The 23,103-nt window shown below is 44.8% G+C and carries 19 protein-coding genes; 3 read left to right on the top strand and 16 right to left on the bottom strand.

Features of this window, described 5'->3' with window-relative positions; genetic code table 11:
* Positions 1-37 precede the first annotated feature (37 nt).
* A complete protein-coding gene (locus tag CIK80_RS00245; protein WP_095568402.1) occupies positions 38-1,441 on the bottom strand; it encodes a DUF2868 domain-containing protein in 1,404 nt (467 codons plus the stop codon).
* Positions 1,442-1,648: 207 nt separating this feature from the next.
* Here CIK80_RS00245 and CIK80_RS00240 point away from each other — a divergent pair, with 207 nt between their 5' ends.
* The gene (locus CIK80_RS00240; RefSeq protein ID WP_095568401.1) at positions 1,649-2,407 is read left to right on the top strand and encodes an SDR family oxidoreductase; all 759 of its coding nucleotides are present in this window, start codon (positions 1,649-1,651) and stop codon (positions 2,405-2,407) included.
* A 77-nt stretch (positions 2,408-2,484) separates the two neighbouring features.
* Here CIK80_RS00240 and CIK80_RS00235 read toward each other — a convergent pair whose 3' ends face one another.
* The 11 genes from CIK80_RS00235 to CIK80_RS00185 all read right to left on the bottom strand — a co-directional run bounded on the left by CIK80_RS00235 (position 2,485) and on the right by CIK80_RS00185 (position 15,920).
* Entirely contained in the window at positions 2,485-3,126 is a 642-nt protein-coding gene (locus tag CIK80_RS00235) for a GNAT family N-acetyltransferase (protein WP_095568400.1), read from the bottom strand.
* A 120-nt stretch (positions 3,127-3,246) separates the two neighbouring features.
* Positions 3,247-4,974 (bottom strand): ABC transporter ATP-binding protein, encoded by a 1,728-nt coding sequence (locus tag CIK80_RS00230; protein ID WP_218830312.1) that lies wholly within the window; start codon positions 4,972-4,974, stop codon positions 3,247-3,249.
* Positions 4,975-5,129: 155 nt separating this feature from the next.
* Entirely contained in the window at positions 5,130-5,903 is a 774-nt protein-coding gene (locus tag CIK80_RS00225) for a DUF4145 domain-containing protein (RefSeq protein ID WP_179288296.1), read from the bottom strand.
* Between the two features lie 22 nt (positions 5,904-5,925).
* Positions 5,926-7,179, bottom strand: coding sequence for a 2-methylaconitate cis-trans isomerase PrpF (prpF, locus tag CIK80_RS00220; RefSeq protein ID WP_095568398.1), 1,254 nt, complete (start codon positions 7,177-7,179; stop codon positions 5,926-5,928).
* Between the two features lie 80 nt (positions 7,180-7,259).
* Positions 7,260-7,520: a Txe/YoeB family addiction module toxin gene (locus tag CIK80_RS00215; protein ID WP_095568397.1), complete on the bottom strand. Its 261-nt coding sequence runs from the start codon at positions 7,518-7,520 to the stop codon at positions 7,260-7,262.
* 38 nt (positions 7,521-7,558) lie between these two features.
* Positions 7,559-7,873 carry a type II toxin-antitoxin system prevent-host-death family antitoxin gene (locus CIK80_RS00210; RefSeq protein WP_095568396.1) on the bottom strand — a complete coding sequence of 105 codons (315 nt, stop codon included), beginning with the start codon at positions 7,871-7,873 and terminating at the stop codon, positions 7,559-7,561.
* A 181-nt stretch (positions 7,874-8,054) separates the two neighbouring features.
* Entirely contained in the window at positions 8,055-10,688 is a 2,634-nt protein-coding gene (gene acnD, locus CIK80_RS00205; RefSeq protein ID WP_218830311.1) for a Fe/S-dependent 2-methylisocitrate dehydratase AcnD, read from the bottom strand.
* A gap of 228 nt (positions 10,689-10,916) precedes the next feature.
* Complete coding sequence (gene prpC / locus CIK80_RS00200) at positions 10,917-12,044, bottom strand: 2-methylcitrate synthase (RefSeq protein WP_095568394.1); 1,128 nt, start codon at positions 12,042-12,044, stop codon at positions 10,917-10,919.
* Positions 12,045-12,106: 62 nt separating this feature from the next.
* The gene (gene prpB, locus CIK80_RS00195) at positions 12,107-13,000 is read right to left on the bottom strand and encodes a methylisocitrate lyase (protein WP_095568393.1); all 894 of its coding nucleotides are present in this window, start codon (positions 12,998-13,000) and stop codon (positions 12,107-12,109) included.
* Between the two features lie 344 nt (positions 13,001-13,344).
* Entirely contained in the window at positions 13,345-14,616 is a 1,272-nt protein-coding gene (locus CIK80_RS00190) for an NRAMP family divalent metal transporter (protein WP_095568392.1), read from the bottom strand.
* Positions 14,617-14,897: 281 nt separating this feature from the next.
* A complete protein-coding gene (locus tag CIK80_RS00185; RefSeq protein WP_095568391.1) occupies positions 14,898-15,920 on the bottom strand; it encodes a LysR family transcriptional regulator in 1,023 nt (340 codons plus the stop codon).
* 235 nt (positions 15,921-16,155) lie between these two features.
* Between CIK80_RS00185 and CIK80_RS00180 the strand changes: the two genes are divergently transcribed.
* Positions 16,156-17,133 (top strand): hypothetical protein, encoded by a 978-nt coding sequence (locus tag CIK80_RS00180; RefSeq protein ID WP_095568390.1) that lies wholly within the window; start codon positions 16,156-16,158, stop codon positions 17,131-17,133.
* Between the two features lie 49 nt (positions 17,134-17,182).
* Here CIK80_RS00180 and CIK80_RS00175 read toward each other — a convergent pair whose 3' ends face one another.
* The 4 genes from CIK80_RS00175 to CIK80_RS00160 form a co-directional block, all read right to left on the bottom strand.
* Positions 17,183-18,514 carry an FAD-binding oxidoreductase gene (locus CIK80_RS00175; protein WP_095568389.1) on the bottom strand — a complete coding sequence of 444 codons (1,332 nt, stop codon included), beginning with the start codon at positions 18,512-18,514 and terminating at the stop codon, positions 17,183-17,185.
* 193 nt (positions 18,515-18,707) lie between these two features.
* Positions 18,708-19,652: a DMT family transporter gene (locus tag CIK80_RS00170; RefSeq protein WP_257011642.1), complete on the bottom strand. Its 945-nt coding sequence runs from the start codon at positions 19,650-19,652 to the stop codon at positions 18,708-18,710.
* 137 nt (positions 19,653-19,789) lie between these two features.
* Entirely contained in the window at positions 19,790-20,761 is a 972-nt protein-coding gene (locus CIK80_RS00165; protein ID WP_095568388.1) for an EamA family transporter, read from the bottom strand.
* 65 nt (positions 20,762-20,826) lie between these two features.
* On the bottom strand, positions 20,827-21,498 hold the full coding sequence (locus CIK80_RS00160; RefSeq protein ID WP_095568387.1) for a LysE family translocator: 672 nt from the start codon (positions 21,496-21,498) through the stop codon (positions 20,827-20,829).
* A gap of 169 nt (positions 21,499-21,667) precedes the next feature.
* On the opposite strand from CIK80_RS00160, the gene CIK80_RS00155 reads away from it, so the two are divergent.
* Positions 21,668-23,068, top strand: a complete 1,401-nt coding sequence (locus tag CIK80_RS00155; RefSeq protein ID WP_095568386.1) for a PLP-dependent aminotransferase family protein — start codon at positions 21,668-21,670, stop codon at positions 23,066-23,068.
* Positions 23,069-23,103: the final 35 nt, after the last annotated feature.

Here is a 23,103-nt window from a genome sequence, read left to right as displayed (position 1 = left end):
GTTCTGTCAGTTCTTATCGGTGATATCACAAAATTGTCTACAGGTTACGATCAACAACGGTACGACCAACGTGACTGTCAGGATTGACGAGGCCTATTTTTCGAGCAGAAAGGGCGGTTTGCCACTGCTGATAACGCACGTTGTTAGGATCGTCTGGCGACGTGTCAGCACCAATAGGGCTACTTCCTAGTAATTGTACAATCAACCCCTCTGTCGCATGACTGGCAATTTGATCGAGTTTGCGTAGGGTGCCACGGTCGGGCAGCGCGCTTTCATGAATGCCCAATAACACCTGTACCGGATGCCTGTCCAAATAAGACGTGAGCCTTGCCATATCATCACGGTCATCGATAATGCCAAAATTTTCGACCTCAAATTTATCATTGAAATGAGTATCCAAACCCAATTGCCACCAATCATCCTGCTCTGATGGGTATTCAAGTAAAGCAACCAATTTTTTGCCTAAACTGATTGTCGCTGTTGGCGCAATGGGCGCTGGTGATTCTTTAAAATCATCGGCATCCACTACCTGACGCTGCCAAAAGTTCAAAATCTTTTGATAATAGGGCAGTTTGATATCCAAGCGCATTTTTTTGCGGCGGAACATGAGCGCACAAAATGACCATGCAATCGCGCGCGGCACGATACCGTACATCAGCAAGCTACCGACAAGCAAACTTGCCCATTGACGCGCAACAGACAACGGCATCGCCTCTGTTACCAAGCGGCTTTGGACAATAGCGGTACTGTCTGGAACCTCAAATCCCACCATACTTGGCAACCAGCCAAGCACTCGCGTTAAGGTAATCAGCGCCTGATCAGAGAGTAAGGTGGACTCCCAGCTAAAGCTATATTGCCTTACCACGAGCAAAAATATGATCGCAAAAAGCATGCCGGTTAACGTGGCGAGCCATAACTGGTGGCTGAACTTGCCCAAATACCAGCGCATACCGCTGTGATGCAATTGGCGCTCATAAAGATCAACAGCGGCGATAGTAACATCATCCTTGCCGCGTATAAGATAACTGGGACTCACAAAATTGGCGAACCAATTTGAGGATTGTTTGCCTTGATTGATGAGTGCCATTACCAGCCAGCCGACCAGCATCAGGGTATGAAAACCCAGCAAGCAGACCAACACATAAAAGAAATTCACCACATTGCTCTGTAATAAGGTGAATAGTCCTAAAAACCCTGAAACACACCACAAGATGCTCATGACAATCATGATGCCTTTGATACGACCGTCAATCTTACCCAATACCCGCGCCAATGCACCATTGCTATCAATACGCGCGGCGCGGCGATGCAGCTTTTGGAGGGGCTTGCCGTCTTCATTTTTTAGCTTTTCCGTGATGAGTAGCGGATCAGTGGCAAAGACGTGTTTCTCCGTCTCAAGCGTGCGTACCAGCTCAGTCAATTGGTCTTGGGGAGATAGCATAGGTCGATAACATCCGTATAAAAGCGGTTATTTGGTAGGCAGTTTTTGAATATTGTAGCCTATATATAATTGCGGTTTTATACCTTTTTGTCATGGTAAATCCAATAAAAATGCGCCAAAATTGATCATAATAAGGCGATATGAATGACAAGTTTTATAAGACGCCATAAACACGCATCACAAAAATAATCAAAAAAAGGAATTGTTATGACGGACAAAACCTATCTCATCATTGGTGGTACGGGCGGCATTGGCAGAGCCATGGTTGAGCAGCTCATCAACAGTGAAAAAAGTAGCGAGACGGATGGGCCTCACGTTTTTGCAACGTATCATAGAAATGTGCCTGATTTTGCCGCAGACAATCTGCACTGGATACCCATGAACATCTGTGATGAGCAAAGTATCCAGCAAGCCGCTGACGTCCTCAAGCAGCAAACCGCGCATATTGATTGGGTGGTGAACTGTGCTGGTCTATTACACACGGACGCGCAGCAACCAGAAAAAGCGCTACGGCAGATCGAGACGGCGTTTTTTTTACAAAATATGCAGGTGAATGCCTTGGCGAGTTTGCTGATTGCCAAACATCTCAAGCCATTCTTAGCCAACGCTCAGCGTACTACGGACAAACCAGCCGTATTTGCAACGATATCGGCACGCGTCGGCAGCATCAGTGACAATCAATTAGGCGGTTGGTACAGCTACCGGATGAGCAAGGCGGCGCTCAACATGGGCATGAAAAACCTGAGTATTGAGTGGGCAAGATCACTCAAAGATGTGTGCGTCGTTGTCATGCAGCCAGGCACAGTTAATACGCAACTGTCTGCGCCTTTTCAAGGAAATGTGGCTGACGGACACTTGTTCTCGCCAGCCTATAGTGCCGAATGCTTGTTAGAGGTACTAAATGGCATGACCGCCGCGCAATCAGGGAGTTTTGTCGATTGGGCAGGTGAGTCCATACCTTGGTAAAGGTAGTATGTATGAAAATGAGATGAGAGGCGTGACGTGACATACAGATCTATTGAGTTGTATGCCTAATCAGCAGTTTAAATCATCAGATACAGCAGACCCAAAATAAACAACGCTGCCATGATAAATAGCAAGCCGCTTAACACTTTGGTCGTGGTATTCGAATCACTTGGTGCGCGCTCTTTTCTTACCTTGGTTTTTTTGGCAACACGCAGCACCATTTTTACGTGTTCAATATTTTCTTCAAGATACGTATCGCCTTCAGGCACAAAACCCAAAGATTCATAAAAGCTGAGCAAATAGGTTTGAGCAGAGAGAATAATGGGCGTTTTTTTACCATATTTTTTGCGGCAGCAAGCGATGGCTTGAATCATCATTTGGCGTGCCAGACCCTCTCCTCGTTGCTCTTCCAATACCAGCACTCGACCAATGGCAGGCATAGGAGTAGGAGGGTGCGCAGTTTTTATACCAGCACCATCGACGCTGGCGCTGAGATTGGATTTAAGCTTATTAAATTCAGGCGGAATGATACGGCAATACCCCGCTAACGCTTGATTTTGATGGGCAATCAGATGCAGACAATCAAAATCGGTATCATCCATGTCTTGATAGACACAGTTTTGTTCGACCACAAACACTTGTGAGCGCGCTTTTAAAATATGGTACAGATCAACTGAGGTCAGCTCATCAAAGGTTTTAATCGAGAATTCATAGGTCATAATTAATTGGCTTTTGGCAAATCGGTTATTAGATATAAAGTGAGGTGAAACGTGGGCGCAAATATCGTCAAAATACCGCGCGGTTTCTAACAAATGGCATTATAACGATATAAACGCTTATCAACCATGGATAGTTTGGCTGATCTTGTCCAAATTCAAGCTGTCAGACATGGCGCTAAAGATCTCAAAGTACTTACCGCCCTTGCTATACAGCGCTTCGTGCGTGCCTGTTTCTACCACTTGGCCGTTTTCTATCACCACAAGATCGTCGGCGTCGATGATTTGTGCGATGTTGTGCGAGACCATAATTACCGTGCGGTCTTTTTTGATCAAATCCAAGCTTTTTTTGACTTGTTGACTGGCAATGGCATCAAGACTGGCGGTTGGTTCATCCAAAAACACAATCGGCGGATTTTTTAAAAACATTCTTGCCAGCGCGATACGCTGTTGTTGACCACCCGATAGAGATTTTGCGGTACTCTCATAACCCTCTGGCAATTTGACAATCTGTTCATGAATAGACGCTTTTTTTGCCGCTACAATGATATCTTCCTCGCTCGCCTCAATACTACCATAGCGAATATTTTCACTGATCGTACCTGAAAAAATATGATTGCTTTGGAGGACTAGCCCGATATTTTGACGCAGCTCATGAGTATCACACTCAGCCAAATCGCGCCCATCTAACAGTATTTTACCCGAATCTGGCTCATAGAACTTCACAAGCAGACTAATAATGGTGCTTTTACCAGCGCCGCTCAACCCAACCAAAGCTGTAATACGATTGGGCTTGATGGTAAAGCTGACATCTTTCAACGCTTGCGTGCCATTTGGATAAGTAAAATCGACGTTTTGCAGCTCGATATGACCCTTTAGTTCTCGACTTTTTACACCATCGACGTTTTCAACTTGCGCGTCATCTTCCAAAATATCAAAAAACCCTTCGGCATAGGTCAATGCATTATTGATCTGATCATAAATCCGGTGCAGCTGACGAATCGGAGCCGCGACATTTTGAAATAGCAGGACATGAAACAAAATCATACCAATGGTCATCTCACCTTTTAAAACAAAATAAGAGGTGAGTAAAATAATAGCCACCACACCAATTTGTTCGATAAAGGTCTTTATGGCATCGTAAATAAAGCCAATACTACGGATACGCAGCTGATTGTCCGTCATGTCTTTTTGAATATTAAAATGCTTTTCAGCTTCTATGGACTCACGCACAAAAGACTTGACCACACTGATCGAGTTGATGAGTGAGATCACCAAACCGCTTTTGGCTTCGCGAAACCCGCGCATCTGCCGACGAAACCCTTGTAGGCGTTTTGCTTGTTTTTGACTGATAAAAAAGTAAATGGGAATAATAAATAAACCCACCAAACCGATCCAAAAATTGGTCGAGAACATAATGATCAGCGAAACAATGGCGCTGGCAAACAGCGGCAGCATATCGATAAAAAAGTTCTGCACCAAAGTGGTCAGGCTACTGACGCCATAATCAATACGGGTTTGCAGCTTACCGCTGTCGTTTTCGCTACTGGTATAAAACGACATGCGATACGTCAAAATACGCTCAATGATTTTTTGTGACAAGTCGCGCGACAGATTGATACGGATTTTTTCACCAAAAAACCGTTGCCCGAATGAGACGAATATCGACAGTATCTCTTTGGTCAATAACACCGCGCTGATGATGGCCAGCATTCGTACGCCAGCGGCCCAAGGGTCAGACAAGGTAATGATTTCGGTCAAGGTATCGACCGCATAACGCAGTACAAAGGCATTGACCTGCGCGGTAAACGAACCAAGCACCGTCAATATCAAAGTTGCGATGATAAGCATCTTATAAGGCGCGGCAAAGACAGCCAGTTTTTTGAGGATATCCCACAGTAAGGCTCGCCGTTCTTTTTTCTCGGCGGGAGGTTTTTTATCTAATTGCACACGGCGTGGTTGGGGAGATGTTGGCATATGATTTTGTATAAAGCTCACTTTTACAATTAGAGAAAAACTCTCTTTTTTGGACCCTTTGAACCGTTTATCTCTTTCGCTAATTCATCTAAATTATTGGTAGGCGGCGCATACACCTGAGAAAGAATATATTCAATCAGTTCGTAAGAATCCATAGTATTATTTGGAGTTAACTCCTCACCTGAATGACTTCCAGCGTTACCCAACCATTTCACAGCCTCAAAATGCTCTTTTATAGTTTGATGTTTATCTGGTAGATGATCCTCGATCCTACTATGTAAAGATATTTTTTTACTTCCATCTTTTTTAGAATACAGATTTACACCTTGATCTGTAAGAATACCTTCAATAGCTATTCTTACTAAATTAGCTGCTGCAGAAGGAGAGGTAAAAAACAATTCAAATGATTGGTTGAGGATTTTTTTGATATCAGTAGGCGTATCTTCTGGGATAGTAATTAAATTTAGGTTTGGATGAAAAAATAACGGTCGATAATAATCATCCCACTCTTGATATTGTTGTCCATAATCATCAACATCTATATCGAAACCCACACTTCCATGTCCTGTACATAGTACCTTGCCTTCACATCTATCGTTATTACATTCAAAAACACAGTTAAAAATATATTCAATCCACTCTGGTTCAAAATCGGGATGTTTCTGTATCTCATCTAAGTCAAAGGTTGTATATTTTTTAAAACTATCTTTCTGAATACGTAGAAGTCCAATATTACACTTAGGACAATTATAATCAGGTGAATTACTCAAGGTAAATGACTGCTTATATAGATTTCTATTCATTTCTTGATACCTTAATGACTGGTTAAAACGCATCTGCTGGCACAAAGACTTCACCCACCATGATACGGCGTGCTGAGCGGCTCATCGACACCTTTTTAGCCTGCCAGCGACCGTCAACTTGTTCCGTCTTACCGCCGACGAGTAAGGTTCCTGACGGATGACCAAAACGTACCTCAAACAATTCGCTACCACCTGCTGCCTGATTGACGAGTGTCCCTTGCGTCGTCGCGGCGGCGGCAATCGCCACGGCGGCTGTGCCCATCATGGCATGATGCAATTGACCCATACTCATCGCTCGCACCACCAAATCAATCTCGCTTGCATCGACCGATTTGCCACTTGACGCACGATAGCTTTGTGCTGCGCCCACCCAAGCAATCTTAGGAATGTGTTGGCTGGACTGTGCTTCAGAGACGTCTTTAAACAGTCCCATCGCAACCCCACCTTTAGCACGAATTTTCTCAAGTTTGGCAAGTAAGTCACCATCGCTATTGATATCGCCTTGCAACTCAGTACCGGTAAAGCCTAAATCTTCTGCTTTTATAAAGATAGTTGGAATGCCCGCGCTAATGAATGTCGCTTTAACACTATCTGTCTTTAAACCACAACCTGACACATCAAAGTCATCCACCAAGTCGCCTGTCGGGAACATGTCACTTGAGGAGTCAACCGGATCAATGAATTCGATTTTGACCTCAGCGGCGGGGAAAGTAACCCCGTCCAATTCAAAGTCGCCCGTTTCTTGAACCTGTACTTGGCCAGCTGCGTCTTTATAAACTGGCACATAGGCAACAATGGTTTTGCCGATGTTTTCTTGCCAAATGCTTACTTCACAAGTACCACTGTTCGCATTGTCATTGATACTATGAGCAATTTTGTCAGCATCGATCAGACCCATGTTAATGGCACAGGCACCCACGGCAGCGGTCAAGTTGCCACAGTTACCCGCCCAGTCAATCATGGGCTTTGCGATATTGACTTGCCCGAACAGATAATTCATATCGTGATCGGGTTTATCAGAAGCCGATAAAATGACTGTTTTTGAAGTGCTAGAGCTGCCATTACCCAAACCATCGATTTGCTTGCCATAAGGGTCTGGGCTACCGATGACACGTAGCAAAAACTTATCACGCGACTCACCAGCGACTTGGCAACGTTCAGGCAAATCAGACAATTTAAAGAACGTACCTTTTGAGGTACCGCCGCGCATATAGGTGGCGGGGATAGAGAGTTGCGGGGCGAAAGCGGGTTTTGATTTAGAATTGGTTCGGGCCACTGTATTAAGTCCTTTTTATATAGTTATAAGAATGGGTATGGTGCCATCAACAAGTAAATATGAACGACTAAGAACCCTCGTTAATAATGATAGCGACAAGAGATAATCGTCAGATACTTATCGTCGACGGCATATACCAATCGATTGGCGTCATCGATACGTCTTGACCAAAATCCAGATAGATTTTCTTTTAGAGGTTCAGGTTTGCCAATGCCTTCAAACGGATTACGCTTACATTCAGTGATGAGTTTGTTAATACGTTTGAGTGTTTTTTTGTCTTGGGTTTGCCAGTACAGATAATCCTTCCACGCAGCATCTGTCCATGCTAGTTGTTCACTCATTAGTAGACCTTTTGGATTGATTATTAAAGCCTTTGAGTTCAAGCACTCTCAATATCGCTATCCGTATGCTTATTGTCATCACTTTTATCACTGTCTTCTACTGTATCAATTAGCTCACGTGTCACAGTCTTGCCAGCTTTGTATTGGGCAATAGAGTCCGCTAAATGCGCCGAATTGGCAGGAGATTTCAATAAATAAACGGTTTCCATCAGGCTATTGTAATAATCAAGTGACATAACAACCGCATCATCAGCGTCACGGCGGGTCACAATAGTGGCATTGGCATCATCGTTTACCGTATCTAGGACGGACTTTAAATGCTTTCTGGCTTCTGAAAAACTAACGACTCTCATGGCTTACTCCTTTCATGACATTCTGTATAACTTGTACAATATATAGTACATATTACGCCATTAATTAAGTAAACTCAATATTTAGCTAATACATAACACTTAGGTATAAGTCGTAAATAAAAGCCGATGTCATATAAGACTATATAACATCGGCTCTTTGGCTAATCAGGGCACACGAGACTTATGCAATATCTAGCGTACCTTCGATAAACTCTTTGGCAAAGCGTTGTAGCATTCCGCCCGCGTTGTACATTTTGACTTCATCAGCTGTATCTAAGCGGCAGATAATAGGCGTCTCAGTAGTGGTGCCATCAGTACGATGAATCACCAAAGTCATCAACCCGCCAGCCGAGACGTCACCTGTGACATCAAAAGTTTCTGTACCATCGATATTTAGCGTATGACGAGTCGTGCCTTCTTCAAACTGTAGCGGCAGCGCGCCCATGCCCACTAAGTTTTGACGGTGAATACGCTCAAAGTCCTCAGCGACGACGGCTTCTACGCCAGCCAGACGGACGCCTTTTGCTGCCCAATCCCGGCTTGAACCTTGACCATAGCCATCACCTGCGATGATGATCAGCGGCTGCTCACGGTTCATGTAAGTCTCAATCGCCTCCCACATGCGCATGACTTGACCTTCTGGCTCAACACGGGCTAGCGAGCCTTGAATCACTTTACCATCCTCATCACGTACCATCTCGTTGAGCAGCTTAGGATTGGCAAAGGTAGCGCGCTGAGCAGTTAAATGATCGCCGCGATGGGTAGCGTAAGAGTTATAGTCCTCGGCAGGCAAGCCCATGGTGTCCAAATACTCGCCAGCAGCAGAATCGCCCAAAATGGCATTGGAAGGGGACATATGATCGGTGGTGATGTTATCACCCAGTACGGCGAGTGGGCGCAGACCTGTCAGTTTGTTTTTCTTCGCCATTTTGCCTTCCCAATACGGTGGACGGCGGATATAAGTGGTCATCTCGCGCCAGTCGTACAATGGGCTTAACGCTTTGCCCGTGTCTTTTTTAGCTTCATCAAACATGGGAATATAAACCGCATTGAATTGCTCAGGCTTAACAGCCGCCGCGACAATGGCATCCACTTCGTCGTCATCAAACCAGATATCTTTTAGATACACGTCATTGCCGTCTTGATCTTTGCCCAACGAGTCTTTTTCAATATCAAAACGAATGTTACCAGCAATGGCATAAGCAATAACGAGCGGCGGTGAGGCCAAAAATGCTTGTTTGGCATACGGATGGATACGACCGTCAAAGTTACGGTTACCAGATAGCACTGCCGTGGTGAATAAATCACGATCGATAATTTCTTGTTCAATATCAGGGTCGAGCGCGCCGCTCATACCGTTGCAGGTGGTACAGGCAAAGCCAACCACATCAAAGCCGATTTCTTGTAGCTCAGGCATCAGACCTGCTTCTTCTAGGTACATTTTAACGGTTTTTGAGCCGGGTGCTAAGGATGACTTCACCCAAGGTTTACGCAATAAGCCTTTAGCATTGGCATTACGAGCGACGAGGCCTGCTGCCACCATGTTGCGTGGGTTTGATGTGTTGGTACAGCTGGTAATGGCAGCAATAATCACCGCGCCATCTGGCATGAGACCATTTTTTGGTTCAGGCAATTTTTCGTCAGCGCCATGTGCGATACCTTTAGCAACCAAGTCCGTAGTCGATACACGGGCATGGGGACGCGAAGGACCTGCCATATTACGCACGACTGATGACAAATCGAACTCAAGCACGCGCGCGTATTCGGCTTTTTCCATACTGTCAGCCCATAGGCCCGTTTGTTTGGCATACTGCTCAACCAATTTGATCTGCGCCTCAGAACGACCCGTCAGGCGTAGATAGTCGATGGTTTGCTCATCGATATAAAACATGGCAGCCGTTGCGCCATATTCAGGCGTCATATTGGAAATAGAAGCACGGTCGCCGACACTCAGCTGGCGTGCGCCGTCACCGAAGAATTCGATATAGGTAGAGACCACACCTGCATCACGCAAAAACTCCGTCATTGCCAGCACCAAGTCCGTACCAGTAATGCCTTTTTGCAATTTGCCTGTTAATTTGACACCGACATAATCAGGCAGACGCATATAGGATGGGTTACCTAGCATGACACTTTCGGCTTCAAGCCCGCCAACACCGATTGAGATAACGCCTAGCGCATCAACCATCGGCGTGTGGCTGTCCGTACCGACTAAGGTATCGGCAAACGCCACTTCTTCACCCGCTTTATTGTGCACGACTTGTACGACAGGTGACATCTTCTCTAGGTTAATCTGATGCATGATGCCATTGCCCGGTGGTACGACGTTTACATTGTCAAAGGCATACTGGCACCAGTTAATAAAGTGAAAACGGTCATCGTTACGGCGCTCTTCAATCGCACGGTTTTTTTCAAAGGCGTCTTCTTCAAAGCCTGCGTGCTCAACCGCCAATGAATGGTCAACGATCAGCTGAGTGGGTACGATAGGGTTTACTTTGGACGGATCACCGCCTTGCTCAGCGATGGCATCACGTAGACCCGCCAAATCAACAAAAGCCGTCTGACCCAAGATATCATGACACACTACGCGGGCAGGGTACCAAGGAAAATCAAGGTCTTGCTTGCCTTCGATGTGTTGTTTCAAAGCAGCGGTCAAATCCTCAGGTGGGCAACGGCGTACGAGGTTTTCACACAATACTTTTGAGCAGAACGGCAGCTTATCATACGCGCCAACTTCGATACGCTCAACAGCTTCGCGGGTGTCAAAGTAATAAAGGTCTGTATCAGGAAGTGGTTTTTTGAATTCATCGTTCATGGGTTGTACGAGGGCGTTTTCCATAAGTCACCTTTGGCGGTTGGCTAATTTCAATAAGTAGTTAAGCGTTAATATTAGGTAAAAAAGTCATTCCTTTAGCAAAACAACCATCATTACTCTGCGTGCTAGTAGATTTTGCTAAAAAAATCATAACGGCTATGTAAAAACAAATAACCGTTATGGGTTTATCAGCCAGCATAATCTTGATACTGGCCGATAATGATAAGATTAACGCGCACTCATATCTGGTACAGAACGCAGCTCTTCACCGATATATTCCGCACTTGGGCGAATAATGCGGTTGTTGGCACGTTGCTCAAATACGTGAGCCGCCCAGCCAGTTAAGCGCGAACAGACGAATATTGGTGTGAACAGCTTGGTTGGAATGCCCATAAAGTGATAGGCTGAGGCATGGAAAAAATCGGCATTGGCGAACAGTTTTTTCTCGCGCCACATCACGTCTTCAACGCGTACTGATACTGGATATAACACGTTATCATTCACGTCAGCGGCCAGTTTTTCAGACCATTGTTTGATGACGACGTTACGCGGATCTGATTCGCTATAGATAGCATGACCAAAGCCCATAATTTTGTCTTTACGTGCCAGCATTGCCATCATCTCTGCTTCCGCTTCATCCGCTGAACTAAAACCCTCAATCATATCCATTGCCGCTTCATTCGCACCGCCATGCAAATGACCGCGTAGCGAGCCAATCGCGCCAGTGATACAAGAATGGATGTCAGATAAGGTAGAGGCACACACACGAGCGGTAAAGGTCGAGGCATTAAACTCATGCTCTGCATAAAGAATGAGAGAGACGTTCATCACCTTAGTGTGCAGCTCGTTTGGCTTTTCACCTTTTAGCAGGTGTAAGAAATGACCGCCAATGGTGTCATCGTCTGTTTCGGTCTCGATACGCACATTGTCATGGCTAAAGCGATACCAATAATTAATGATGGCTGGAAATAGCGCTAACATACGATCGGTCTTATCGTTTTGCTGTGTAAAATCGGTTTCGGTTTCAAGGTTACCCAGCATAGAGCAACCAGTACGCAATACATCCATCGGATGCGCGCTGGCAGGAATACGCTCAAGCACGTCTTTTAATGCTTGCGGTAGACCGCGTAGGCTTTTGAGCTTGGTTTGATAAGTATCTAATTCACTTTGAGTAGGTAAGTTGCCATAAAGCAGCAAATACGCCACTTCTTCAAAAATACATTTATCCGCCAGCTCCGACACGTCATAACCGCGATAAGTCAGACCAGAGCCTGATTTGCCAACGGTCGATAATGCTGTTTTACCAGCGACTTGTCCGCGAAGTCCTGCGCCCGAGAGTTCTTTTTGTGCTGCCATGTTTACATTCCTTTTGTGGGTAGCTTTTTATATTATTAAGTGAAAAATGCTGATTCTTATGATTATTTATTGTCTGCAAACAGCTTATCTAAGGTTTGCTCAAACTCGTGATAGTTTAAGAAATCATAAAGCTCCATGCGCGTCTGCATGGTATCGACGACTTTTTCTTGCGTACCGTCATCGAGCAAGTGCTGATAAACGTTCAATGCGGCCTTATTCATGGCGCGGAAAGCAGATAGTGGATATAGCACCATATCCACGCCCACACCATACAACTGATCAGTGGTATACAGATCGGTCTGACCAAATTCAGTCATATTGGCAAGTACAGGAATGTCGAGTACGTCGGTGAACTTACGGTACATCTCGATGTCAGTTAATGCTTCAGCGAAGATCATGTCTGCGCCCGCTTCCTGAAAAGCAACGGCACGCTCAACAGCTGCGTCCAACCCTTCAACGGACAGCGCATCAGTACGAGCCATCACCACAAAATCAGGATCCGTTTTGGCGTCTAATGCGGCTTTTAAACGATCAACCATCTCTGAGATGCTCACGATTTCTTTGTTTGGGCGATGACCACAACGCTTTTGCGCCACTTGGTCTTCGATATGGACAGCTGCCACACCTGCTTTTTCCATTTTTCTGATGGTTTGGGCAATGTTGAACGCGCCACCAAAGCCTGTATCGATATCGACCAGTAAAGGTGTATCGACGGCATCGGTGATACGGCGAGCATCTTCTAAGACGTTATCAAGACTGGTCATGCCCAAATCAGGCAAACCAAACGAGGCATTGGCAACACCAGCGCCAGAAAGATACAACGCTTGATGCCCGACTTGGGTTGCCATCATTGCGGTGTAGGCATTGATCGCACCAGTGATTTGTAGCGGTTGATGATTATCGTTTTTTTGTTTCAGTGCACTGCGAAAACGTGCGCCAGCGGAGGCTAAAGTCATGTCGTGATCCTTACAAGGAGAGTGAATATGTCCGTTATTGTTATCGATTATACTCAATTTTGCCTGTCGGCAAAGTCTGATTTAATCATTTTTAATTAATAATAATTCAAAGTATTTTTAATATATTTAATAGTATTCAATTATTAAATAGCATTATCCAAAAATAAGTTATTTAAGCAAATCAGTATTCACATTCATAAAACCAGGCTTGTTATTAATGCTAGATTTTTACATTTAATTACAATTAGAAAAGAGATACTTAAATCGCTATACCAATTTTGAGTACAAAAAAAGCCCTCATAGCAAGGCTAAAAGGGCTTTAATCATAAAATCTAAAAGACTATTTAACCAAATACACCAGCAAAATTGGCCAAGAATAAGAGCGTAAAACCTGCCAAGAATATTAAGCCTGCAATAGACAACGCATTCATGCCAGCCGACAGCTTTTTATGGTTTTTGACCAGTGAGTAGTTTAACCAACCAAAGATAGGCGCAGAAATAAACGCTGATACCATGGCAAATTTAAGCATCGCGCCTAATTGACCTGTGAAGAAAGTGATAATAACCAAACCACCACCGATGGCATAAGTTGTCCAAAAAGCGATTTGCTTTTTATTAATCTCATTCTCACCTTTAATCAAACGCCAGCATTCGGCATTGGCACGACCGTAACCGTCTGCACAGGTGATGGTGGTGCCAAACATACACATGAAGGCGACAAAGGCGACCAGCAGTCTTGACCAATCACCAATGGTTGCCGTATACATATTGATCAGCTGATTGATATACGCGCCGCCAACCAACTCAATCTCTTGACCTGAGCCATACTGGACAAACACACCCAGCGCCAAGAAAAATAATGCCAGAATCGCTGAGACTAAATACCCAACATTAAAATCCAGTAAGCCTTGACGATGAGTCGTATGATCGGTTTTAACTTTGGCTGAGGTCCACATAGAGGTAATTGCGGCAAACTCCAATGGTGCTGGCATCCAGCCCATGAGTGCAACAATAAATCCTAAGGTTGCCAAATTCCAAGGCGAGGCGGCGACAAAGTCAGCAGCCATGACTGTGGGCTTGCCAGCAGCAATAACGACGGCGGCAACGGTGGCTGCCGTTAAGGCAATCATGATCCATTTGGTGACACCATCGAGTAATTTATAATGACCAGCAATGAGAAAAAACCAAGAGACGGCCACGATAATTATCGATAGAGTAATGGTGGAAAGCTCGAGAGACGCCGGTAGCATAAACCCTAAGATCACTGCAGCAAGCAGCGATACCGCCCCCGTACTAATAACGGCTGATAGGATAGAGAGAATAAAATATACCCACAGGTATACCTTTGAGCGTTTGGCATAGCCTGCAATCAGACTCTCACCCGTATCATAGACATAGTCAGTGGCAAAGCGAAAAAACGGATACTTAAACACGTTGGCCAAAATGATCATAATGGCCAACTGCCAACCATATAGGGCACCTGCTTGTGTTGATGAAATCAGATGAGAACCACCAATAGCGGCAGTTGCCATCAAAATACCTGGACCGAAGATGCGCCAACTAAAGCCTTCCTGGCTGGCAGCGCTATCAACAGTGTTGATCTGTTGTGTAGTCATAAATACCTCAAATTATATCAAGCAAAACCCTATCACCACTAGATGACAGGGGGTCTGCAACGAGAGCACTGAGTTAAAAAACGGAAAGGAAAAAAACAAAAAATAGACGTTTAGTAGCGACTTTAGCACACCTATAATGATACGAGATAATATTTATTTGCCTCATTTATATCCATAAATTGATATAAATTGGCTCAAATAGTTAATTTAACTTAATAAAATTCATAATAAAAACAGTAATGCTTAATGATAAGCGCATATTTGCGTAAATATGCGAGCTACTAGGTGAATTGTTGACGTCGGTAAGTGATGCCGCGTTGCTCATAGACATGGTAGATGGCAGTGAGCAACGCAGGAATCTTAGGATGCACAAAATCTTTGAGAGTATGCAAATAAACAGGGGAGGTGACATTTTCATGCACCAAACGTTGATAGCTGATTTGCTCGGTACGCACGGTCCGTAAGCTGGCAGGTACCAGCGTAATTCCTTCACCAGCCGCCACCAGTCCTAAAGCAACTTGTAAATCGCTCACGGTCGTGGTGGTAAAGGGGGAGATGCCATATTGGGCAAACAAATGTAGCAACGGTTCGGTAATAGGCTCACTCAAAGATGTCTGTGCACGGGTTGAACGATCTTTTGTATTAATAGCCGCATGAGCAGCCAGTTTGATGTTTTTTGACTTTGATTTTGAGATCGCTGTAGATATAGGCAGATGGGTTTGGTGATATAAGATTAAGCGGTTGTTGGCCAAATCTATCAAACGCTGCTCACGCACCTGTGCTAAAGGATGCGATTTGGGCAGTGCGACAACATAACGTTCATGACGAAGGAGTATTTGCTGAATCCAAGGGTCTTGGTGGGCAAAGCGGCCAAAACCGATGTCTATTTCACCCGATTTGAGCGCATCCATTTGTTGATACGAGCTGATATCTTTGAGTGTGACCTCGATATCGGGGCTTGACTGCTTTAGTTCAGCGATGATTTCGGGGAGCAATCCGTACAGCACAGAGGGAACAAAGCCAATATTTAAGATACTGCTGGGTGCTGATAGGCGCTGGGTCATACTGGTGACCGTATCAATCTCTGTCAAAACGGTGCTGATTTTGTCGTAAAAAAAAGCGCCCGCTTCCGTCAGATTTAATGGCCTATGGTAGCGGTCAATCAATTCCACCCCCATGTCCGTCTCAAGCTGTTTAAGCAGGCGACTCAGACTGGGCTGTGACAATCCTGTTTGGGTCGCAGCCGCGCTAAAGCTACGCAGATCTGCGACGGCAATAAATGCATTAAGCTGTTTTAAATCCATGGCTTCAACTCTTTGATTCAGACGTTATTTTCATATCTTTGATTTCGTGATTTTTGATTTGATGGGCAGCACATTTTAAAAATGTTATCACCAGTAAATAAATTGTGCTTGAAGATAACGAAGGGAGCAACTATATTGTTCGTTAACGACAACGTTACATTTTGGTAAGAAATATCATCACTTCATTCTAGCAGTCATTTAATGCCAGTAGAATAAACTGGTTTGGTATTATTCTATGAGCGACGAAAAAAACGATATCGATACGGGTTTTGAAGAGAAACTGGCTGAAATTGTCGGTAAAAAATCGCGTAATCGTAGCAATCATAATATTTATGAGCGCTTCATCAGTCGTGTTCAGGGTGATGAGGATGGCGATGATAGTGAAAATAAAACTTTAAGACCGTTAGATGATACCGATCAGTCTTTTGCTTATGAGTCATTAAGCACGCATACTTTTGAGCGATTTACCAATCAAGAGGATAAAAAGCCATTTGAAGCCACCAGCACCACCGATGCAACTTTTGATTTTTCAGATCAAGAGATACCGACCAATAGTAATGCAAACATTGTAAATAAAGCGTTTGGCAGTGAGGTGGACGATGATGCACTCACTTTTGATTTTTATGATGATACCGATAGTAGCAGTCAAGCCGTAGATGCTTCTTTAACAAACGCTTCTCCAACAGGGTATGCTGCGACTGACGACAGCGCTTATACACGCAATGACAGTCAGGCTGTTATCCCAGAGCCATCCATACCATCGACCATTCAAGCAGCGTCAGCACAAGATAGGCTGGCGAGTAGCAAAAAACCCCTTATTATCGGTATGATCTTTGGCTCATTATTGATTGTTATGATCGTGCTAGCGCTTATTTATACAGGGATTTTATCAACGCCCATACAGACTGCGGCGCCCGATAGCACAGAGATAAATAGTGCTAGTGAATCAGACAAAGCAGCACCAGATAACTCGCCAGCGGTAGCCGTCAATACGACACCAACATCGTCCAATCCTGTCGAACAACCAGTCGTTAAGACTCAAGATACAGCGGTTGGTGAGAATGCAGAGGCAACTGATACCTCTAAGACAGCCGAAGCACTGCCTGCTGAATCTAGTACAGATGCTAAAGACTTAGGTGCGGAAGCCGCGATTACTTATGAAGACTTTAGAGAAGAGTCTCAAAATACGCTATACCGTGAGTCCAATGATTAGCGCAATTGCGCATTTAACCATTTTAGTGTTTATCACGTAAATTCAGACTCTACACCTCACCCTTAGCCATACGCTCTTCATAGGACAGTCGCATGTGCGCGCCAACGCTACGCAGTGGATCGGGCGGCATCCAGCTTGGTGTTGCGTGTTTTAAGATAAAATCCAGCTCTGGACTGTCTTTACCGCAAATATATTCTGCCATATAGTGACCCAAGTAAGTGCCTTTTGCCACACCAACGCCGTTCATGGCAGCGATGACATACACACCAGTAGTATGCTCCTTAAAAATAGGCTCATGGTTCATCGTCACACAAATCATACCACCCCACGTGTACTCAAAAGGAACATCGGGCAATTGCGGGAAACGTGCCAGATACGATTTACGGTGTTTGGCTTTTGCTTTATCAATTACCGCTTGAGGGCTGGATAGATTGGGCTGATAGTTCAATGTATTACGAATAAAAATTCGCTTATCATCAGTCAGGCGTACCGTGGTGCCGGCAGGGTGGGCAGAGGTGAGTCCCCAAGGTTCTATATTTTTCAATGAAAAATCTTTGCACCGACTCATTTCATCATCGGTCAAGGGGCGCGTCAAACTGGCATAAGTAAATATTGGGGTTATCCTATTATTGGATACGCCAAATTGTTCCGTAAATGCATTTGTGGCCAGTACGATAATGTCAGCACTGAGGCGCACTTTTGGGGTTTGGATGACTTTGTTGGCAAAATCTATCTCATCTACAGGTGTGTTTTCTAACAAAGTGACATTGTCAGGTAGGGCGCTGGCTACCGAAATGGCCAACGCTGCTGGGTTCACTAAAATATTGCCTGGCGTATAAATGGCGCGCTTGTAGTAATGGGTTCCCAATCTTTTCGCTAGCTCATCATCACTTAATATCTCGTACGGTTCTCCTATGGCCTCTAGTGTATCTACAAAATCAGTCAGGCCGGAGAAATGCTTTTCTTCATGAGCGGCTAAATATTTGCCAGCCTGATGCCAGCATACGTCAAGACCTTGCTGCTTTTGAATACGATCTAAACGTTGAATCGCAAACTTATTTAAATCACGGACTTGTGTTGTTGCCAGTGTATCAGGTTCTGTTGGATCTACATTGTGAGGCAAATCAATGATAAATCCTGCATTACGACCGGAGGAACCTTGACCAACTTCCATTGCATCAATAATGGCAATACGCGCCTCTGGACGCAGCTGCGCCAATCGGTCAGCCGTGGCGAGACCTGAAAAGCCTGCACCAACAACAATGATATCAAAATACTCGTCTTTTTCAGCTTGTTGTACGGGCATGGGCCGCGTAAAAGGCACGGACTCAAACCAGCCAAGCTGACCATCTATGGCGGGCAATCTTTTGATCTGTTGCATGTAGAAGTTCTCTATCATTTGCTAGGTTATTTTTATTGGTTAAATAGTAAAGAGATAATCTATCATAAAATATTGATGTAATCGTGCGCTGATACCAATGTTTTGTATTTAACCTATGCTGGCTAGACACAAATATATGGCTATTTATATTCAGATGGAGTTCTTCTTAAATGCAGAAATCATTGAGCAAAGTTCAATGTGGCGTTTTTTTAAACGTATTCGTGATGGTCAAAATACCGAGTATGACCAAGCCTGCGCCAAGCCAAAATCGTATCGTTGCTGACTCATGCAATATTAGCCACACAAAAAACATCGCAAACAATGGCTCTGATAACTCAATCACTTGTACCTTGGACGCAGGCAAATACGTTAAAGCACTGGTGGTACAGTAAAAGCCTAAAATGGTTGGAAAAATAGCCAAACCCAGCAACCCAAGAATGGATTGATATCCTATATGCACAGGATCAAAGGTAATAATAAAGGGGATGAATAACAATAGGCTGCCAAATAGTAATAAGTATTTGGTCAAATAAATACCGCCTTGTAAGCCAAAGCGTTGCATCAATACCGAAAATAGCCCATAGCCAATACCAGCCAGCGCTGCAAAAAACACCAACGTTAAATCAACGCTGCTTGTCCAAGAAATCACAAAAATACCAGCGATTGCTAATAACACGCCCAAAATAGTATTAAGTAATAGTTTTTCTTTAAGGAGTAGTGCGCCAAATAGCGTTGCTGATATGGTTGCTGCTGCCATCAAAATCACCACAACATTGGCGGGATTGCCATACTGATAAGCTTGGGTCTCAAACACAAACAGCGTAAAAATACCAAAAAAGGCACAAACAGCAATGGCGGCTATAATGCGCTTATGGCTAGCATGATGATTAAGAGTAACACGTGCAGGCATGATGAGATGTTGATACTGAACGTGCCTCGGCGTCTTACTCAGCATAAGAGACAGCAAGACAAAAGCAGCAAGCGTTTTTAAAAAGGCGACATCGTTACTCTTTAGCCCTGTATTCATAAGTAGCACGCTGAATATGCCTATCGTGGCATTGAGCGCTGCCGCTGCCAAGGCAAATAAAGCACCCTTTATACTAACGATATTTGCTCTACTAAGGTGCTGATTTAGCACTGGCATCTCCATGATCTGACGCTTAAATGAAAATTGACGATCAAAAGCTCAGTTAATATTGATCCTGACCCGATAAACTCAATACTCAAGAGCACTTCGCCTTAAAGTCAAAGCTAAAGAAAGTCAGATACTTGGTATTATTTATAAGCAAGTCTTCTTCCTAGCCCTAATTTCATATTTGCCAGTAGTAACCCCGATAATATCAATATCATTGCCAGTATCTTCCACCATGTCACAACTTCCCCTGTGAGCACTACGGACGTTGTCATACCGAATATGGGTATTAGTAGCGCAAATGGCATCACCTTAGATGCGGTGTTCTTGCTGAGCAAATACGACCACAGCCCAAAGCCTACTAGGGTTGAGATGTATACGATAAAACCTAGTGACAGCCACGACCTCATCGATGCCTCGTTAAAGGTTGCCAGTTGCCATGCATCGGACTCAAACAGGAGAGAGCATGGGATCAAAATTACGCAAGCGATAAGACCGCCCCATGCTACCAGTGCCAGAGCAGACAAAGCAGATGCCTTATTTTCTTTAGTATTGGAAGAAACAGTCTCAGAGGAAACAACAGGCACGTTTGTTTTTTGCTGCGCCGCTCTTATGGCTGCCTGTGCCGAGGCCTGCTTGGAGGCAATATTGCCAAAGCTCCAGCCCACTGCGGCAATCAAGATGCAGACAAATCCAGCCACAGGCATATCACCGCCGAGATTAAGTGCAATCACGCTAAGTCCCAATACTCCGACCAGCATGCCGATGATTTGCATGCGACTGACTGCTTCGCCTAGGATAAAGTACGCTAGTAACACGGTGATAAAAATCTGGATTTGCAGCAATAGCGCTGTCAACCCTGGTGACGCGCCTAGATGCATGGCGGTAAATATAAAGGCGTACTGAATCACAAAGGTACCGATGGCATAAATCAGTAAGGTGCGGTTAAAGGTAGGGGGGTTAAGAAAAAACACCAACGGCACCGCGGTAAAGAAAAAACGTAGGGCAGTAAGCATCAGTGGTGGGAAGCTCTCGAGCCCCCAGGCAATAAAGGTGAAATTTACACCCCAAATAAAGGTAACCAGTACAGCCAGTGCAGTGTATATAGGGGTCATATGATTATCCTAGGTAATTATTATGCGTTTTTCGTTTGTGATTTAATCGTCACCTTGCTTGCTTTTTAGCGCCATAGCATGACGGCACAATACAGCGTCATCAATACAATCAGTGTATGGATAACCCGCATCACACGCGGTAAATGTACCAGTTGGCGTAGCCAGTGCCCGCCTGCCGCCCAGCAGCTGATCGATAAGATATTGATGATGGCACACATGATCAGTAATAGCTGGTTGTCCAGCCACGAGCTACTGGTATGAAACATGGCCAGACTGGGTGCCACCATTGTCATGGTCCATGCTTTTGGATTCAGCCACTGAAACAGCAATGCCTGTCCAAAGCTTAGTGGTAAATCGCCCACGCGGTTTTTTGCGATGGTTGCGCCACTTGTTTCACTTGCCAGCTCCTGTTGCAGTGCTTTATTGACAACCGCGGTGAAGTCCGTTTTTGCCATATGATAAGTAAGCCATAACAGATAGAGCGTACCCAGTGCTTTTATCGTCAACATAATCGCCGGGAAGCCAACCACCAAAGTTGCCATACCCCAATAGCTCAGTCCAAGCATGACAGCAACGCCTGTCGTAATACCGAGCATATGCCAGCGACATGCCCAAAATCCGCACTTGATACTGCCATGTAGTAGCATTAAGTTATTGGGTCCGGGTGTGATTGAGCTAATGAATAAGAAAATAGCCAACGCGGTGATGCTACCTTCCAAGCCTGCCGTTATGCCCATTTATCTATTCTCCTCAAAACTTCAATGTGATTGAAGAGATCAACTATAGTCTAGATGACCATGACAGACCCGATACAGTTCCACTGATGGTGAACAAAGTGTATAGTCATACTTAACATGACAGTTTTTTGTATTCAGATTTTTATAGTCCAAGATAAGTGCGCTCATTATGGTCGAAAATTACAAACTCAATCCTAATTTGACGAAGACCGCTGCCGTCGCTGAATGGCTACAGCAGCGTATTGCTTGGCAAATTTACTTGCCTAATCAGCGTGTGCCATCGGTGCGCAAATTAGCAAAATTGATGGGTATCTCGAGCTTTACGGTGGTGCAAGCCTATGAGCAACTGGTGGCCACCAATGTATTGGTGGCTAAGCCAAGTTCAGGCTACTATGTGAATGTACAAGCAACACTGGCTCAACCTAATAGTGATAAAAAAGTCGGTACCAAGTACCCCGTTATAGACACACGCTGGCTGGTACAGCAGGTGTTTAGTGACATTCCGCATTGCCGATCACCAGGGGTGGGAACCTTACCCAGAGATTGGGTGCGTAATGACAAGATGGAATGGGCCATACGGCAGGTCACTCAGCAAGCGGATAGCTTCATCTACGACTATGGCGCGGTGCAAGGCTATCTGCCACTGCGTCAGCAACTGGTTCAGCAATTGAATGTGCTTGGTATGCAGACCTATGCAGACAATGTCATTACCACCGCAGGCATATCACAAGCCATTACCATGATCGTACAGCTATTAACCGAAGTGGGTGACACGGTGATGGTTGATGGGCCGGGCTGGTTTTGGCTATCGAGTTGCCTACAGCAACAAGGACTCAATGTTGTCGCGGTCGAGCGCGACCATCAAGGCCCCAACATTGAGCAGATGCAAAAGCTGTTTGAGACATATCATCCTAAGCTGTATTTGACCAACAGCGTGCTACACAATCCCACCTCTTATAATCTACATCCTGCTCGGGCGCACCAAGTGCTTAACCTTATCCATAAATACGATGCGTATATTTTTGAGGATGATTTATACGCCGCGTTTGTACCGGACAGTCAAGTCTTGCGTTATGCCAGTCTTGATCAGTTCGAGCGCGTGTTTTATGCGACGGGATTTTCAAAGTCGATGGCATCAGGTTGGCGCGTCGGCCTATTGGTATGCCCAGATAATTTCATTGATGACGTGCTGCGTATCAAAACCTTGAGTAATATGAATACGCCAGAATTTGGTGAGCGTGTCATTCACCATCTATGGACGCACGGCGAGTACCGTCGGCAGATTAAAAAAGTCCATCAACACTTATATGATGCGCATGAGAGGATGCGTAAAGCATTACCAAAGATTGGACTTGTCTATCCTGAGCATACGCAGGCAGGCATCTTTGTGTGGGTAGATACCCAGCAAGATACCAGCCAGTTGGCACTAGATGCCTATAGCGATGGGTGGCTGGTGGCACCTGGGCAATTGTTTCATCCAGATGCCAGTGCCTCAACCCATCTGCGCTTGAACGTATCGACGACTAGCGATGCATTTTTGGCATGGTTGGGGAAGTATTTAGACAATTAAATATAAATCTCTATTTTGTTCAGGTGTTTAAAGTC

It is taken from the genome of Psychrobacter sp. JB193 (assembly GCF_002285555.1).
In the GTDB taxonomy this organism is placed as follows: Bacteria; Pseudomonadota; Gammaproteobacteria; order Pseudomonadales; family Moraxellaceae; genus Psychrobacter; species Psychrobacter alimentarius.
The sequence above is the reverse complement of the archived record's forward strand: the minus strand, read 5'-3'. Positions and strand labels throughout refer to the sequence as shown.